The organism is Saccharibacillus sp. O23, from assembly GCF_002205895.1.
GTDB lineage: Bacteria > Bacillota > Bacilli > Paenibacillales > Paenibacillaceae > Saccharibacillus.
In genome coordinates this window covers 1-15820 of record NZ_NJDE01000014.1, presented here as the reverse complement: position 1 = coordinate 15820, position 15820 = coordinate 1, and the positions used below count along the sequence as shown (strand labels likewise).

The window sequence follows — 15820 nt, the reverse complement described above, 5'->3', positions numbered from 1 at the left end:
TTACTCACCTCGCAGCCTTTTCCTGTCCTTTTTCCATATGCTTGGCGCGCAGTTGGCCGCAGGCGGCCGCGATGTCGTGGCCTTGTTCGCGGCGGATCGTCGCATTGATGCCGTTTTCGGTCAGAATGCGTTGGAAGTTGAAAATATCGCTGCGCGACGTGCGGACGTATTTACGTTCCGGCACATGGTTGACCGGGATCAGGTTGACGTGCGCCATGCGCGTCTTCAGCACGTCCGCCAGCTCCTGCGCGTGCTCGGCTTGGTCGTTGACCCCGCCGATCAGCGCGTATTCGAACGTCAGGCGGCGGCCCGTCTTCTCCACGTAATAATCGAGAGACTCGATCACGTCGTCGAACGGGAAACGGCGGTTGACCGGCATCAGCTTGGAACGCAGCTTGTCGTTCGGCGCGTGGATGGAGATCGCCAGATTGATCTGCGTGTCTTCGTCGGCGAACTTGTAGATGCTCGGCACGATGCCGCTCGTCGAAACGGTGATATGGCGCTGTCCGATGTTCAAGCCTTTTTCGTGGATCATGATGCGCAGGAATTTCATGGTGGCGTCGTAGTTCTCGAACGGTTCGCCCGAACCCATGATGACGATGCTGCTGACGCGCTCGCCGTCTTTGTCGAGAATCTTCTGCGCTTCGACGACCTGGGCGACAATCTCGCCGGCTGTCAGGTTGCGCTTCAGTCCGCCCAGCGTGGACGCGCAGAACGTGCAGCCGATGCGGCAGCCGACTTGGGTCGTGACGCAGACGCTGTTGCCGTAGTTGTGTTTCATGACGACGGTCTCGATCGCATGCTCGTCGTGCAGGCCGAACAGGAATTTCACCGTGCCGTCTTTGGACTGGAACTTGGTGATTTCGTTCAGCGTGACGAAAGCGAACTGCTCGTTCAGTTTGGCGCGCAGCGTCTTCGAAAGGTTCGTCATCTCTTCGAAACTGGATACGCGTTTGACGTACAGCCAGTCGAAGATCTGATCGGCGCGGAAGGCCGCTTCTCCGTTCTCTTTGACCCAAGCTTGCAGGTCGTCGAGATTATAATCGTATATGAAAGGTTTCATGTTGTCGGTTATCCCCTGTTCGTTGAATATTCGTTGAATTCTGGCAACTCGTTGACTTTACGGCTTTCCATCTTATCTATATTAGCACAAAAGCTCTCCATGCTAAAGAAGAACCCCGGCCGTCCCGTAGCGATCGCGGCGGAGGTCCTTCTTTATTATCGGCAGAAACGGCTGCAACATAGGCACGCGGCTAAAAAATCCGATCGCCGCGCGGCCTGATGCCCATCCGGATTCCGCGCATTCGGAGCTTGAACGATCGAGTAGACCGTCGCCCGCGCCGAACGTCTCAGCCGCGACGGCGCAAACGGGCGATATAGAACCCGTCGGAACCGAACTGGTTCGGCAAAATCTGCACGCCCGCGCCGCCGACTTGAGGTTGGTTCTCGAGCGCCGGCACTTCGAAAGGCTCGTCGACGAATTCCGCATGGTCGCGAAGGAATTCCGCGACGGCGCGCTGATTCTCCTCGCGCTCGATCGTGCACGTGCTGTAAACGAGAATGCCGCCCGGTTTGACCAGCCCCGATACCGCGTTCAGCATCTGGCGCTGAAGCTTGGCGATCGATGCCGCGTCTTCCGGCGTCTTCGCCCAGCGCAGATCCGGTTTGCGGCGAATGACGCCGAAACCGGAACAAGGCGCGTCGAGCAGAACCCGGTCGAACGAAGCCGGTTCGTAACGGTCTTTGAGCGCGAGCGCGTCTCCGACGCTGCTCTCTACGGAAGTCAGGCCCAGCCGCTCCGTCTGTTCTTGAATCAGCTTCTGCTTATGCTCGTGCAGATCGTTGGCGACGATCCGACCTTTGTCGCCCATCTTCTCGGCGATATGGGCCGTTTTGCCGCCCGGAGCGGCGCAGCAGTCGAGCACGCTCATGCCCGGCTGCGGATCGAGCGCTTCGGCCACCAGCATGGAACTCTCGTCTTGGATGCTGTAACGACCGTCGCGATAAAGTCCGTCATTGGCCATATTGCCGCCGCTCTCGACGACGATGCCTTGCGGGGACAATTCCGAAGCGCGCGCTTCGCGTCCTTCCGCTTCCAATTCGCGCAGCAGCTCGTCGCGTTCGACGCGCAGCGGATTGACCCGGATGCTGACTTTCGGCGGTTGATTGTTCGCCGCGCAGACGGCTTCCGCCGTTTCTTCGCCGTATTGGGCGATCCAACGTTCGACCAGCCACAGCGGATGCGAATGTTCGAGCGCGATGCGCTCGGCCGTCGGGAGATCCTGCGGAAGCGTCAACGCTTCGCCTTCGCGCAGAATGCTGCGCAGTACGCCGTTGATCATCGAAGCGATGCCTTCGTGGCCGCGTTTCTTGGCGATCTCTACCGCTTCGTTGACCGCCGCGTGCGGCGGAATCCGGTCCAGATAGCGGATCTGGTAGAGCGACATGCGAAGCAAAGCGCGAACCCACGGATTCAAACGTTTGACCCCGCTCTTGATAAAGCGGTCAAGGAAATAGTCCAGCGTCGCTTGACGCGCGATCGTGCCGTAGACCAATTCGGTAGCCAGCCCCGTATCCGCCGGGCTAAGCTCCGCCTGCTGAAGCGAACGGTTCAGCAGCAGATTGCTGTAAGCGCCGCCTTCGTCGACGCCCGCCAGCACGTTGAGCGCGACCTCGCGAGCGGTCGCGTCGACTTTGCGGCGCCGCGGGCGCGGAGCCTCGCCGCCGCTTTTGGATGCTTTGGCCGCGATCCGCTCGGCCGCGCTGGTCGGCTTCGCCGAACGCGGCGGCTGAGCGGCCGCTCCGCTTCGGGCAGCCGCGGAGCCGGCCGACGGACGGCCCGCGGCTTGGCCGGCCGCAGGCTTGCCGCTTTGCGCCGGACGAGCTCCCGGCGCGGATTTGCCGTAGGCATTCGGTTTGCCGGAGGCTCTTCCGCCCGCGCCGCTTCCGGAACCGCCGCTCGCTTGGGAACCGATTCCCGTTCCGGCGGAGTTCCCTCGCTTCGAACCGTCGGAAGACGGACTTCCGTAAGCCGGCTTCGTACCGGCGGAAGCCCGGTTTCCGTAAGCCGGTTTTCCGCCGCTTTTCGCAGCCGGTTTCCCGGAAGCGCCGTTCCCCTGCTTCGCGGCGATTCTCATTTCCGCGCCCGAAGCGTTGCCCCGGCGATCGGCGGATTTTTTGCCGCCTGCCGAAGACGGCTTGTGGTTATCTTCCGCTTTTCGCGCGGAAGACTTCGGCTTTTCGGCCGGTTTGTTCGGATCGAATCCGCCTGCCGGCTTCGCGTTTTTGCCCGATGCGCCGAACATCCGAATGCCCGCGCCCTGCGTTTTTTTGCCGTTTTCTCCGTTGCCGCTCATCCTAACACCGTCCCTGCTTGCATCGAAGTTCCGCGCGCGAAGTCGGAGACCGACATCGCTTTTTTGCCTGCCGGCTGCACTTTGGTCAACCGGACCGCGCCGCCGCCGCACGCCACGACGATCGCCTTATCGCCCACGTCCAACACCGTTCCCGGCGCGGCGCCCGGTTCCGGCCCGTCTTCTTCGGGACGCTGCACTTCCCAGACTTTGAACGTCTCGCCGTTCCAGAGCGTATAGCCCCCGGAGAACGGGGACAATCCCCTAACCTGATTGAAGATTTCGCGCGGCGAACGGCTCCAATCGATCCGTTCGTCTTCGCGCGTCAGATTCGGCGCGTACGTCGCGAGCGACTCGTCCTGCGGCTGCGCCGGAACGCGGCCTTCGAGCAGGCGCGGAAGCTCTCGTTTGAGCAGCGCCGCTCCGGCCGCGCTCATTTTCTCGAACAAGGTACCCGAAGTATCTTCGTCCGTGATCTCCACTTCTTCGGCCGCGATCATGTCCCCGGTATCCATGCCTTGAGCCATGTACATCAGCGTGATGCCCGTCTTGGTCTCGCCGTTAATGATCGCGCGTTGAATCGGCGCGCCGCCCCGGTAAGCCGGAAGCAGCGAACCGTGCACGTTGACGCAGCCGAGTTCCGGCACTTCGAGCAGCGATTTGGGCAGGATCTGCCCGTACGCCGCCGTCACGATCAGGTCGGGATGGAACGAAGCCAATTCTTCGACCGCGTCTTTGTCGCGCATGCGCTCCGGCTGAAGTACCGGCAGATGGCGCTTCAACGCCGCTTCTTTCACCGGCGACGGGGTCAGCACTTTTTTGCGTCCTTGCGGACGGTCGGGCTGCGTGACGACCGCCACGATATTGCATTCCGATTCCAACAGCGCCTCCAAGCACGATACCGCAAACTGCGGGGTTCCCATAAATACGACTCTTTTCATTCCGCTCACTCCTTCGCCGCGCTCTCCCGGGCCGGTTCGTATATTTTGTCCGCCACGTCTGTAAACAGAACGCCGTTCAGATGGTCGATCTCATGCTGGAACGCCCGAGCCAACAGCCCGCTGCCCGTCACGACGAATTCTTCGCCGTCGCGGTTCAAGCCTTTGACCGTCACGGTCATTGCACGGCGCACGTCGCCGTTCAGGCCGGGAATGCTCAGACATCCTTCGGGTCCGAGCTGCTCGCCGTCGCGTTCCACGATCTCCGGATTGATCATCGCGATCAGGCCGTTCTCGTCGCCCGCGTCGATCACGATAATCCGCTTCAGGATGCCGACCTGCGGCGCAGCGAGTCCGACGCCTTCCGCGTCGTACATCGTTTCCGCCATATCGTCCATCAACTTTTGCACGTTGGGCGTAATCTTGGTTACTTCTTTCGCCGTTTTGTGCAGGACTTCGTCCGGTTCTTTTACAATCAGTCGAATTGCCATTGTGTAGCACCTTCCTCTTATCTTATCGTCTTCTCCATAAAAAAGACGCGGGGGACCGCGTCACATCATGACCTGAGGGTCCACGTCGATGCTGATGAGCAGATCCTGCTCTTTCGCCGTATCCTCCAGTTCGTCCGCGATTTCCCGCGCCAGCAGAGCGGCGTCCATATCTCCACGCCATTTTATCATACATTGAAATCTGTATCTATTTTTGATCCGGGGAATCGGCGACGCGATCGGGCCGAGCAGATCGAGCACGTTCGGCGCCAATTTGTCCATCCGCGCCAGCCAACCTCTGGCTCTCGCCTTTTCTTTGACCATGGCCGCGTAGTTCTCCGCCAGCCGAACCACCACCGGAAGCTGCTCGTGCGAGAAGGTGACCAGAATCAAACGGCAGTAAGGCGGATAGCCGAGTTTGCGCCGATGACCCAATTCTTCGCGCACGAACGAATGATAATCGTGCTTCGACGCGTGTTGGATCGAATAATGGTCCGGATTGTACGATTGAATAAAGACTTCGCCGGGCAGATGATGCCGGCCCGCGCGGCCCGCGACCTGCGTCAGCAGTTGGAACGTCTTCTCGCCCGCCCGGAAGTCCGGCAGGTTCAGCGCCGAATCGGCGGCGATGACGCCGACCAACGTCACGTCCGGGAAATCGAGTCCTTTCGCGACCATCTGCGTACCGAGCAGCACGTCCGCTTTCTTGTCGCGGAACTGCTGAAGCAGCTTTTCGTGCGAGCCTTTTTCGCTGGTCGTATCGACGTCCATCCGGACTACCCGGATGCCGGGAAACAGTTTCGCCAGTTCTTCTTCGACCCGCTGCGTGCCGGTACCGAAATAACGGATATGCTCGCTGCCGCATTCCGGACAGGTCTCGGGAATCGGCTCCGCATGCCCGCAGTAATGGCAGCGCAGATTGTTCGACCGCTGGTGATACGTCAGCGAGATATCGCAGTTCGGGCATTCCGCGACGTAGCCGCAGGTCCGGCACATGACGAACGTCGAATACCCCCGCCGGTTGAGCAGCAGCACCGTCTGCTCTTTGCGCTCCAGACGCTGCTCGATCGCCGCATGCAGCTCGCGGCTGAACATCGAGCGGTTGCCTTCTTTCAATTCTTCCCGCATATCGACGATCTTGACGCCCGGCAGTTCGCTGCCGAGCGCCCGCAGCGAAATCTCCGCCAGCAGCGGCGAGAAATGCGGATCGCTCTGCGAACGCGCGGCATGGTAAGATTCGAGCGACGGGGTCGCCGAACCGAGGATGACGACCGCCTGATGCTGCTCCGCCCGTTTGACCGCGACGTTGCGAGCGTGATATTTGGGACTCTCTTCTTGTTTGTACGAAGATTCGTGTTCTTCGTCCATGACGATCAGGCCGATATTTTTGAACGGAGCGAATATCGCCGAACGCGCGCCGATCGCCACCTGCACCCGGCCTTCGCGGATCTTGCGCCATTCGTCGTAGCGTTCGCCGCCGGACAAGCGGCTGTGCATCACGGCGACTTTGGAGCCGAACCGGCTTTTGAACCGTTCGACCATCTGCGGCGTCAGCGAGATCTCCGGCACCAGCACGATCGCTTGACGTTCCTGCGCGATGCAGCGTTCGATCGACTGCAAATACACTTCCGTCTTGCCGCTGCCGGTGATGCCGTGCAGCAGAAATACGCCTTCGCGCCGGGCGTTCAATCTCGCGACGACGGCATCGTAGACCTGCTGCTGCTCGCCGGTCAGCTTAGGCGCTTGGCTCGGCTTGAAATGCCGGCCCGCGTACGGATCGCGGAACACTTCCACGTCCTCGATCCGCACCAGTCCTTTTTCTTCCAACGATTTGACCGCGCTTGCCGTCACGCCGAGCGTGCTGAGGACGTCTTTCATCGCCATCTTCACGCCGAGCTGCATCAGGAATTCGAACACTTCCTTTTGCTTTTTGGCGCGGGCCGGAAAATTGGCGAGTTCGGCTTCCGCCCGCTCCGCGTCCACGTTGAGCACGACCGTTTTGACCGTTTTGCGTCCCATTCGATCGCGAATTTCTTGACTTTCGAACAGCAGTCCGCCGCGAATCATGGCCTGCACGATCTTCTCGCGGCCCGGATAGTTCTGGCGCAGCAGCTCGGCTTTGACTTGTCCGCGGCCGCGCACGTACTCCAGAATCTCGCGCGCGCCCGGAACATCGGGCTCCGAAGGCGCGCCGCCGAACAGCGACAATTCGCCGGAATCTTCTTCCGGCAGCTCGGAGAGCAGCCGCTGAATCTCGGCCCGTTCGAAATCTTCTTCTTCGGGCGGAGCCGCATGGATGAAACGTTCGGCTTTGCCTTTGAGCGCCGAAGGAATCATCGCTTGCAGCGCCGTCGTCTCGTGGCAAGCGTACTTCTCGGCGATCCAGCTTCCCAGTTCGACCAGATCCTCCGGAAGCGGCGGCACCAGATCGAGCAGTTCGCGGATCGGCTTGATCCGACCGTGCTTATATTCGCTTTCGTCCGTCAGCCCGACGACGAATCCTTGCACGGTTCTCCCGCCGAAAGGCACGCCGACGCGGCTGCCGACCGCGATCCATTCTTGCATCTCCGGCGGAATCCGGTAGTCGAACGGCCGGCTTACCGCCCGCACCGGTACGTCTACGATGACCCGCGCGAAGTTCATCGCAGCGCTCCCTGACCGAGCCGCCGCGAAGCTTCGAGCAGAATCTCGCGCGCCGTATCGTATTTCGACATTTTCGGCAGGTCCGCGATCGGGCCTTCCGGTCCGAACAACCGCACGATGTTCGTATCCGAACCGAACCCCGCGCCCGTCTGGGTCACGTCGTTCGCTACCAACATGTCGCAATTTTTGCGCTGAAGTTTCTCGGCCGCGTAGGCGTCCAGATCATGCGTTTCGGCAGCGAAGCCGATCAGGAACTGATGCTCTTTTTGCGCGCCGAGCGTTTGCAGCACGTCCACCGTTTTGACCAATTCGAGAGCCATCGTATCGCCGATCTTCTTGATCTTGCGCGGCGAGCTGGACTTCGGCCGATAATCGGCGATCGCGGCGGACATGATCAGCATGTCCGTATCCGGCCATGCATTGAGGCAGGCTTCGTACATGTCTTCCGCCGATTCGATGCGAAGCGTCGGAATGCCGGCCGGCAGCGGGATCTGCACCTTGCCCGCGATCAGCTTCACGTCGGCTCCCAAGTCTCGAGCGGCTTCCGCCAAAGCCACGCCCATTTTGCCCGACGAATCGTTGGTAATGTAGCGGACCGGGTCGATGCGTTCGATCGTGCCCCCCGCAGTCACCAGCACTTTTTTGCCGCTGAGCGGCCCTTCGATCTTATCGGTTGCCACGGAGTCTTGAGAAGTCAGACTGCCCGCGAGCCCTCGCTCCGCCGCGCCTCCGGCCGTCGCGAACAACTGCTCTCCGCCCTCTTCCGCGACCGCGATATCCGCGAGCGGACCCGGATCGACGAAAGAAGGCTCCGGTTCGCCGGCATTTGCGGCAGACGGTCTCGAAGATAGCGGCGCGAACGACGAGTTACCTCCCGCTTCGCGCTGTTCGAAGAAACGGCGCAGCACGTCGACGATCGTCTCCGGTTCTTCCAGACGCCCTTTGCCCACGTAACCGCAGGCCAGCATGCCTTCGCCCGGTTCGATCATCATGACCCCGCGGTCGACCAGGGTTTGCATATTTTGCGCAACGGCCGGATGCGTGTACATATGCACGTTCATCGCGGGCGCGATCATGACCGGAGCGGTTACCGCAAGCAGCGTCGTCGACAGCATGTCGTCGGCCAAGCCGTGCGCCAGTTTGCCGATGACGTTCGCCGTCGCCGGCGCGATCAGCACGAGATCGGCCCAATCGGCCAGATCGATATGATTGACGACTTTCGGATTGCGTTCGTCGAACGTATCGGTATGCACAGGGTGATGGGTCAGCACTTGAAGCGTCAGCGCCGGAATGAACTGCTGCGCCGATTCGGTCATGATGACCTGCACCTGCGCCCCCGCTTTCGTCAACATGCTGCACAACGTCGCCGCTTTGTAGGCCGCAATGCCTCCCGTTACGCCGAGCAGAATCTTTTTCCCGTTCAACATCGTCCGTTTCCCCCTTCTGAAAAAAAATAACAACCTCATCGGTTGTTAATGACGAAGCCTTACGGCCCGGCGTTCATCCCGAAAAAGAGGGGATAAACGCGTATTCTGCCTGTTTCTTGATGCGCATGCCGTCAGGCCGTTTATTTCGTGCAAACCGAACCCTACAGGTTGCGTTTGCCTTTTTGTTCTTCGACCACTTCGTTCTCGTCGCGCGCTTCGAGCTTGATGTAATCGCCGTAGATTTCTTCGAGCGCCACGCCGACCTGCTTATGCGATTTCGGACGCGCAAGCTCCGATTCCGCGCCTTCGCGCAGTTGTCTCGCCCGTCTGCTGGCCGCTACGACCAAAGAATATTTACTGTCTACTTTGGTCATGATTTTGTCGATGGAAGGATACAGCATGTGTTTATCGTCCTCTCTGATGTCTCTGCCCTGACCGCACCGCCGGAACGTCGCGATCGGGGAGAAGAGTGTCCGGTTACCCGGTGATCTGTTTGTTGGCCGAAAAGTCCGACTTATTTCGCGATGCGGCAGTGTTCCGCCACGATGATCGATTCGATGCGCATGCACGCTTTGTCCACTTCGTCGTTGACGACGGCATAATCGTAATGGCGCATCAGCGCGATCTCTTCTTCGGCGACCGACATGCGGTTATGGATAACCGACTCCGTCTCCGTGCCGCGTCCGACGATCCGGTCTTTCAATTCTTTGAGCGAAGGCGGAGTCAGGAAAATGAACACGCCGTCCGGAAAAGTCTGCTTCACCTTCAGCGCGCCCTGAACCTCGATCTCCAAAATGATGTCGTTGCCCGCTTCGATCGTCTGTTCGACGAAATCGCGCGGCGTGCCGTAGAAGTTGTCCACGTACTGCGCGTATTCGAGCAGCTGATCGTTGTCGATCATCGTGCGGAATTCTTCTTGGCTTTTGAAAAAATAATTGACGCCGTGCTGCTCGCCCTCGCGAGGAGAACGAGTCGTCGCCGACACCGAATACACGAGTCCCGGCAATCTTTTGCGCAGCGCGCTGCACACGGTTCCTTTTCCGACTCCCGACGGCCCGGATAATACAATCAATAACCCTTTAGACATAGTTCTCTCCATTTATTCGTCGTTATCGTCGTCTTTGGTCGAGAGACGGTGCGCGACCGTCTCTGGCTGTACCGCGGACAAAATCACGTGGTCGCTGTCCGTAATGATGACGGCGCGCGTTCTGCGGCCGTATGTCGCATCGATCAACATATGCCTGTCCCTTGCCTCTTGAATGATCCGCTTGATCGGAGCGGATTCCGGGCTTACGATGGAAATGATTCGGTTGGCCGATACAATGTTCCCGAAGCCGATATTGATGAGCTTGATTGCCATGTCCAGGTTTTCCCCCTAATAGTTGTTCCTCTTTCTGTAAGTCGGGCCGGGCGCCCGGCCGTTATTCGAGATTGGCAGCCTGCTCGCGCATTTTCTCGAGCTCGGCCTTCATCTCGACGACATGGCCTCCGAGCGCCAGATGGTTCGCCTTCGAGCCGATCGTATTGACCTCTCTGTTCATTTCCTGAATCAAAAAGTCCAGCTTGCGCCCTTGGGGTTCGCTGCCGCCGAGCAGCTCTTCGCACTGTTCGAAGTGGCTGCCCAGACGGGCAAGTTCTTCGTCGATGCTGCAGCGGTCCGCGAATAAAGCGACTTCCGTTCCCAAGCGATGCTCGTCGATCGGGAAACTGCCGCTTTGCAGCTCGACGATCCTCTGCCGCAGCTTAAAGCGGTAATCTTCGACGACCGTCGGAGCCAGCCGAAGCAGTTCGGTTCGGGCCGCGGCCAGATTGGCCAGACGCAGCCGGCAATCCTGAATCAAATGAGCGCCTTCGGTACTTCGCATCGCGACCAATTGAGCCAACGCCTGCTTCAGGCCTTCGCCCAGCGCCGCTTCCCAATCCGTATCGTCGCCTTCGGGCGGCGCTTCGGCGGGCAGCATAACGTCCGGAAGCGCCAGCAGCTCGGCCACCCCGAGCTTTCCGTCGATTCCGTATAATTGCTCCAGTTCGCGCGCGGCCCGGATATAAGCTTCGGCCGCGGAACGGTTAAGCATCATCGATCCTTCCGACGTATCGCTTTCTCTGGTGACATACACGTCAATCCGTCCGCGCCTGACATGCTGCTGTACAAGCCGCCGGAGTCCATCCTCGTAACTATTCCATTCCCGGGGCATCCGAAGTACGACTTCGCAGTAGCGATGATTGACGGATTTGACCTCAAATTGAATTTTGTATCCGCCCGACTGCATGGCGGATTGACCGTAGCCGGTCATGCTGAAAGACATCGTCATCACATCCGTTACCCTATTTTAATGGATTATGCACCTCGAAACAAGGGGGATAGCGGCGGTTTGCGAATTCACGTTCTCTCGCGGCCCGTTTCGTCCGTTTTCGCCGGTTTTCTCCTCTGTTCTTCATGCTGCGCGACTTGCATATCTCGGATTCAAGATATATACTGAAATAAATAAAGTTACTTTATAATATAAATTTAAATATGCAAACCGAAAGGATGAGCCTCATGCAACTGCTCGGACAACACCACGTCTCTCTGATGACCGGCAAAGCCGAAAGCAACTTCGATTTTTTCACCCGCGTGCTCGGCATGCGACTGGTCAAAAAATCCGTCAACCAAGATAATACGACTTCTTACCATCTATTCTACGGAGACGCCGTCGCCAGCCCCGGAACGGAGGTCACGTATTTTGATTACCCGGGAATCGGTCCTTCTTATCCGGGCGTGTCCAGCATTTCTTCCACTTCGCTGCGCGTACCGACCACGGCTTCGCTTCGATTCTGGGCGGAGCGTTTCGACTCGATGGGCATCAAACGCGGCGAGATCGCGCAGCGCGCGGGCCGCGATACGCTGTTCTTCGAAGACTTCGAAGGCACGCAGCTGATTCTGGCCGCCGACAACGGCGAAGCCGGCGTGGCGCCGGGACAACCGTGGACGGCCGAAGGCATTCCGGTCGAGCACGCGATCGTCGGGCTCGGTCCCGTCACGCTGACCGTCGCCGATCCCAAGCCGACCGCGCTCGTGCTGACGCAGCTGATGGGCTTCCGCCGAATCGGCAGCTATCCGTCTCCGGCCGGAGATTTCGCCGAGATCGAAGTGTTCGCTACCGGCGAAGGCGGCTCGGGCGCGGAAGTGCATCTGGAAGCCCGGCCCGATCTGCCGCAATTCCGTCTGGGCCGCGGCGGCGCGCATCACGTCGCTTTCCGCATTCCGGACGAAGCGGAATACGAGAAATGGATCAACCGCATCGCGGCGAGCGGCCTGCCGAATTCCGGCCGGGTCGATCGCGATTACTTCCGCGCCCTCTATTTCCGCGAGCCGAACGGCATCCTGTTCGAACTGTCGACCGATACGCCGGGATTCGATATCGACGAACCGATCGAATCGCTCGGCGAGAAACTCGGTCTGCCGACCTTCTTGGAACATCGCCGCGCCGAGATCGAAGCGAATCTGCGTCCGCTCGAACTGTAAAGCGCCAAGCGCCTTCTCCCGCGCGCGGGAATGAACGGAGGCGTCTCCGATCTTTTGAACGCAAGCAAAAACCGCAGGCACGCAGCGCCTTCCTCCCCACGGATCCGTGGCGGACGGAAGCGGTCGCTTCGCCTTCCTGCGGTTTTTTTATAACGAAAATCGTTCGGAAATCCGAAGTCCCGACGAACTCTTCCTTATTCGGCCAGCTTGCCGGTATAGACGAATGCCGCCGGTCCGGTCATATACACATGATTGTCGGACTCGTTCCATTCGATGAACAAATCGCCGCCTTTGAGCGACACCGTCGCTTCGCGGTCGCTGCGTCCGTTCAGCACGGAAGACACGAGCGTCGCGCATGCTCCCGTTCCGCAGGCCAGCGTAGGTCCCGCGCCGCGTTCCCATACGCGCATGTCGATCTGCTCGCGGCTGTTGACCGTGGCGAATTCCACGTTGACTTTTTTCGGGAAGAGCGGATGCTTCTCCAGTACCGGACCCCATTTGCCGAGATCGAAGTTCACCGCGTCGTCCACGTAGATCACGCAGTGCGGATTGCCCATCGACACCGCCGTGAAGCGGAACGTCTCGCCCAGCGCTTCGATCGGCTGATCGACGACCGGTTCGCCGTCCACGGCGACCGGAATTCTCGCGCCTTCGAGAATCGGAGCGCCCATATCGACGCGTACCGTCCGCGCGACGCCGTTCTCCGCTTGAATCGTCAACGGCTGCACGCCCGCTCCGATCGTTTCGATCGTAAGGCTTTCGCCCGAAACGAGTTTATGATCATAGACGTATTTGGCGACGCAGCGGATCGCGTTGCCGCACTGTTCGGCTTCCGAACCGTCGGAGTTCATGATCCGCATCTTGAAGTCCGCTTGTTCCGACGGCAGGATATAGACCAGACCGTCCGCGCCCACCCCGAAGAAACGGTCGCATACCCGCACCGCCAGTTCGGCGGCGTTCGCCGGAAGCTGTTGTTCTCCGTACACGATCACGAAATCGTTGCCCAATCCGTGCATTTTTGTGAATTCCATTCTGATGTTCCACTCCTTATCGTTTTCGAATCGGGGATCGTCCGCCTCCGGCATTCGCTTCGGAAGTTGACGAAAGTTCCCGTTTCGCTCAATATAGATCTTGCCGCGTCCGTTCGCGGAATCCGCCTTCGGCGGCTCCGGATCAGAGCCTCCTTGCGGTATTTTCCGCGAAAGCTACATTAACTAAGATACCCGAACCTCCGCGCGATTGCTATTGATTTTGTGCGCGAAATTTTGTGTTTTTGTGCGCGGCGGATTCTTTTATCTTTTATGAATCGTTCAATCGGACGTACAGAAAGAAGGTCGTTATAGATGGCATTGGACGGAATCGTTACCCGTGCGATCGCTGCCGAATTGTCCTCCCTGCAAGGAGCCCGCATCGGCAAAGTGCACCAACCTTCGGACAGCGATGTCATTTTCCAGATTCGCTCCCGGGAAGGCAACAAGAAACTGCTGTTATCCGCCAGCCTCACGTATCCGCGGATTCAATTCACCGAACAATCGTATATGAACCCGCCCGAAGCGCCGATGTTCTGCATGCTGCTGCGCAAACACTGCGAAGGCGGCGTCATCGAGAAAATCGAGCAGGTCGGCATGGAACGCATTCTGCATTTCTGGATTCGTCAGCGCGACGAAGTCGGCGACGTTTCGCTCAAGAAATTGATCGTCGAATTGATGGGACGCCACAGCAACATCATTCTGCTCGACGCTTCGACGGGCGCGATTCTCGACGGCATCCATCACGTCACGCCGGCGATCAGCAGCTACCGCGTGGTCATGCCCGGTTTCCAATATCAAGAACCTCCGCAGCAGCACAAGCTGAACCCGCTGGAGACGGACGAAACGCAGTTTATGCAAAAATGGAACGAAAACGCGGCCGTGCCTCCGGTCAACCGCATCGTCGACGCGTATACCGGCCTCAGTCCGCTGATCGCTCAAGAAGTGCTGCATCGCGCGGCGAACGGTTCTTCGGAAGACGGATCGGGCACGGACGGCGCCTCGGTCTGGCAAGCGTTCGACGCCTTGATGAACGAAGTGCGGGAAGGCCGATTCGCGCCGTGCACCGGTCTTAACGCGCGCGGCAAACTGATCTTCTCCGCCGTGCCGCTGACGTTGATCGAAGGCGAACATCGCGCGTTCGATTCGATCAGCGTCTGCATGGAGCATTATTACGGAGACAAAGCGGATCGCGACACGGTCAAACAAAAAGTCGGCGATCTGATCAAATTCTTGCAGAACGAACGCGGCAAGAACGTCAAAAAGCTCGACCATCTGGCCGACGATCTCGAAGAAGCGCAGGATGCCGAGCAGTACCGGATCTACGGCGAGCTGCTGTTCGCTTCGCTGCACGAGCTGAAGCGCGGCATGAAAGAGATCGAACTGGTCAATTTCTACGACGAAGAACAGCGTCCGGTGAAGATCGGGCTCGACCCGCTGCTGAATCCGTCGGATAACGCGCAGCGCTATTTCAAGAAATACAACAAATACAAGAACAGCCTCGCGGTCATCGACGAACAGATCAAGAAAACGCACGAAGAGATCGCTTATATGGACAATCTGCTTCAGCAGTTGAACGACGCTTCGCTGCGCGACGTCGACGAGATCCGCGCCGAATTGGCCGAGCAGGGTTATGTGCGCAACCGGGTCGCCCGCGGCGCCAAGAAGAAGAAAAAGAACGACAAACCGACACTGCATCTGTATACGTCTTCGGAAGGCATCGAGATCTACGTCGGCAAAAACAATCTGCAAAACGAGTTCATCACGAACCGTCTGGCGCATTCCAGCGATACGTGGCTGCATACCAAAGACATTCCGGGTTCGCACGTGCTGATCCGCAGCGCGGAATACGGCGAAGCGACGCTGAACGAAGCCGCCCAATTGGCCGCTTATTTCAGCCAAGCCAAACATTCGAGCAGCGTTCCCGTCGATACGACGCAGGTGCGCCACGTTCGCAAACCGAGCGGTTCCAAGCCGGGCTTCGTGATCTACGATCACCAGAAGACGCTGTTCGTCACGCCCGACGAAGATCTGATCAAATCGCTGCCGAACACGGTGAAGAACGGATAAGGAAAACGGGCGGCAGCGAATCGCCACAGAATTTTGCATCGAGTTTCGACAGCATGCGGTGCGGAGCCAGAATCCGATGTCGCGTATCGGCAGGTCCCGCTGCGCGTTTCGAAACCTGCCGATACGCCTTTTCCGCCGCAGAACGTTGCGCGTCTTGAAGCCCGAAAACGCGCATCCCGGCGCTTTGGTTTGTTTCGAGAAGCGGTTCGGGCAGCGCGTTTCGGGTTGTTCGGACGAGTGCCCGGCGCTTTCGAAGGCGGCGGCTCCGTCGTGTTTTCGGAACCCGCGTCTATCGGGAACGAGGTCGTTTTTTCGGCAAAATAAACAGACGGCGAAACGAATCCGTCTGCCGGTCGGCACGGCACGGC

Annotated in this window: 13 protein-coding genes; 2 read left to right on the top strand and 11 right to left on the bottom strand. The window is 59.1% G+C overall.

Annotation, left to right across the window (positions count from 1 at the left end; genetic code table 11):
* Positions 1–4: 4 nt before the first annotated feature.
* The 10 genes from rlmN to CDO73_RS17175 all read right to left on the bottom strand — a co-directional run bounded on the left by rlmN (position 5) and on the right by CDO73_RS17175 (position 11155).
* Positions 5–1063 carry a dual-specificity RNA methyltransferase RlmN gene (gene rlmN / locus CDO73_RS17220; protein ID WP_088489771.1) on the bottom strand — a complete coding sequence of 353 codons (1059 nt, stop codon included), beginning with the start codon at positions 1061–1063 and terminating at the stop codon, positions 5–7.
* Positions 1064–1349: 286 nt separating this feature from the next.
* Entirely contained in the window at positions 1350–2750 is a 1401-nt protein-coding gene (gene rsmB, locus CDO73_RS17215; RefSeq protein WP_256972747.1) for a 16S rRNA (cytosine(967)-C(5))-methyltransferase RsmB, read from the bottom strand.
* A gap of 602 nt (positions 2751–3352) precedes the next feature.
* Positions 3353–4294, bottom strand: a complete 942-nt coding sequence (gene fmt, locus CDO73_RS17210) for a methionyl-tRNA formyltransferase (protein ID WP_088489770.1) — start codon at positions 4292–4294, stop codon at positions 3353–3355.
* A gap of 5 nt (positions 4295–4299) precedes the next feature.
* Positions 4300–4782, bottom strand: a complete 483-nt coding sequence (def, locus tag CDO73_RS17205) for a peptide deformylase (protein ID WP_088489769.1) — start codon at positions 4780–4782, stop codon at positions 4300–4302.
* Positions 4783–4842: 60 nt separating this feature from the next.
* On the bottom strand, positions 4843–7422 hold the full coding sequence (gene priA / locus CDO73_RS17200; RefSeq protein WP_088489768.1) for a primosomal protein N': 2580 nt from the start codon (positions 7420–7422) through the stop codon (positions 4843–4845).
* Positions 7419–8849 carry a bifunctional phosphopantothenoylcysteine decarboxylase/phosphopantothenate--cysteine ligase CoaBC gene (gene coaBC, locus CDO73_RS17195; protein ID WP_088489767.1) on the bottom strand — a complete coding sequence of 477 codons (1431 nt, stop codon included), beginning with the start codon at positions 8847–8849 and terminating at the stop codon, positions 7419–7421. Before coaBC ends, priA begins: the two co-directional genes overlap by 4 nt.
* Before the next feature lie 161 nt (positions 8850–9010).
* Positions 9011–9250 carry a DNA-directed RNA polymerase subunit omega gene (rpoZ, locus tag CDO73_RS17190; protein WP_088489766.1) on the bottom strand — a complete coding sequence of 80 codons (240 nt, stop codon included), beginning with the start codon at positions 9248–9250 and terminating at the stop codon, positions 9011–9013.
* 113 nt (positions 9251–9363) lie between these two features.
* Positions 9364–9936, bottom strand: a complete 573-nt coding sequence (gene gmk / locus CDO73_RS17185) for a guanylate kinase (RefSeq protein WP_088489765.1) — start codon at positions 9934–9936, stop codon at positions 9364–9366.
* Positions 9937–9948: 12 nt separating this feature from the next.
* Positions 9949–10209, bottom strand: coding sequence for an extracellular matrix/biofilm regulator RemA (remA, locus tag CDO73_RS17180; protein ID WP_005548256.1), 261 nt, complete (start codon positions 10207–10209; stop codon positions 9949–9951).
* Positions 10210–10270: 61 nt separating this feature from the next.
* Positions 10271–11155, bottom strand: coding sequence for a YicC/YloC family endoribonuclease (locus CDO73_RS17175; protein WP_088489764.1), 885 nt, complete (start codon positions 11153–11155; stop codon positions 10271–10273).
* Between the two features lie 233 nt (positions 11156–11388).
* Here CDO73_RS17175 and CDO73_RS17170 point away from each other — a divergent pair, with 233 nt between their 5' ends.
* Entirely contained in the window at positions 11389–12354 is a 966-nt protein-coding gene (locus tag CDO73_RS17170; protein ID WP_088489763.1) for a ring-cleaving dioxygenase, read from the top strand.
* Between the two features lie 194 nt (positions 12355–12548).
* On the opposite strand, the gene dapF is transcribed toward CDO73_RS17170, so the two are convergent.
* Positions 12549–13385 (bottom strand): diaminopimelate epimerase, encoded by an 837-nt coding sequence (gene dapF, locus CDO73_RS17165; protein WP_088489762.1) that lies wholly within the window; start codon positions 13383–13385, stop codon positions 12549–12551.
* 312 nt (positions 13386–13697) lie between these two features.
* Here dapF and CDO73_RS17160 point away from each other — a divergent pair, with 312 nt between their 5' ends.
* Entirely contained in the window at positions 13698–15452 is a 1755-nt protein-coding gene (locus CDO73_RS17160) for an Rqc2 family fibronectin-binding protein (protein WP_088489761.1), read from the top strand.
* The last annotated feature ends 368 nt before the right edge of the window (positions 15453–15820 follow it).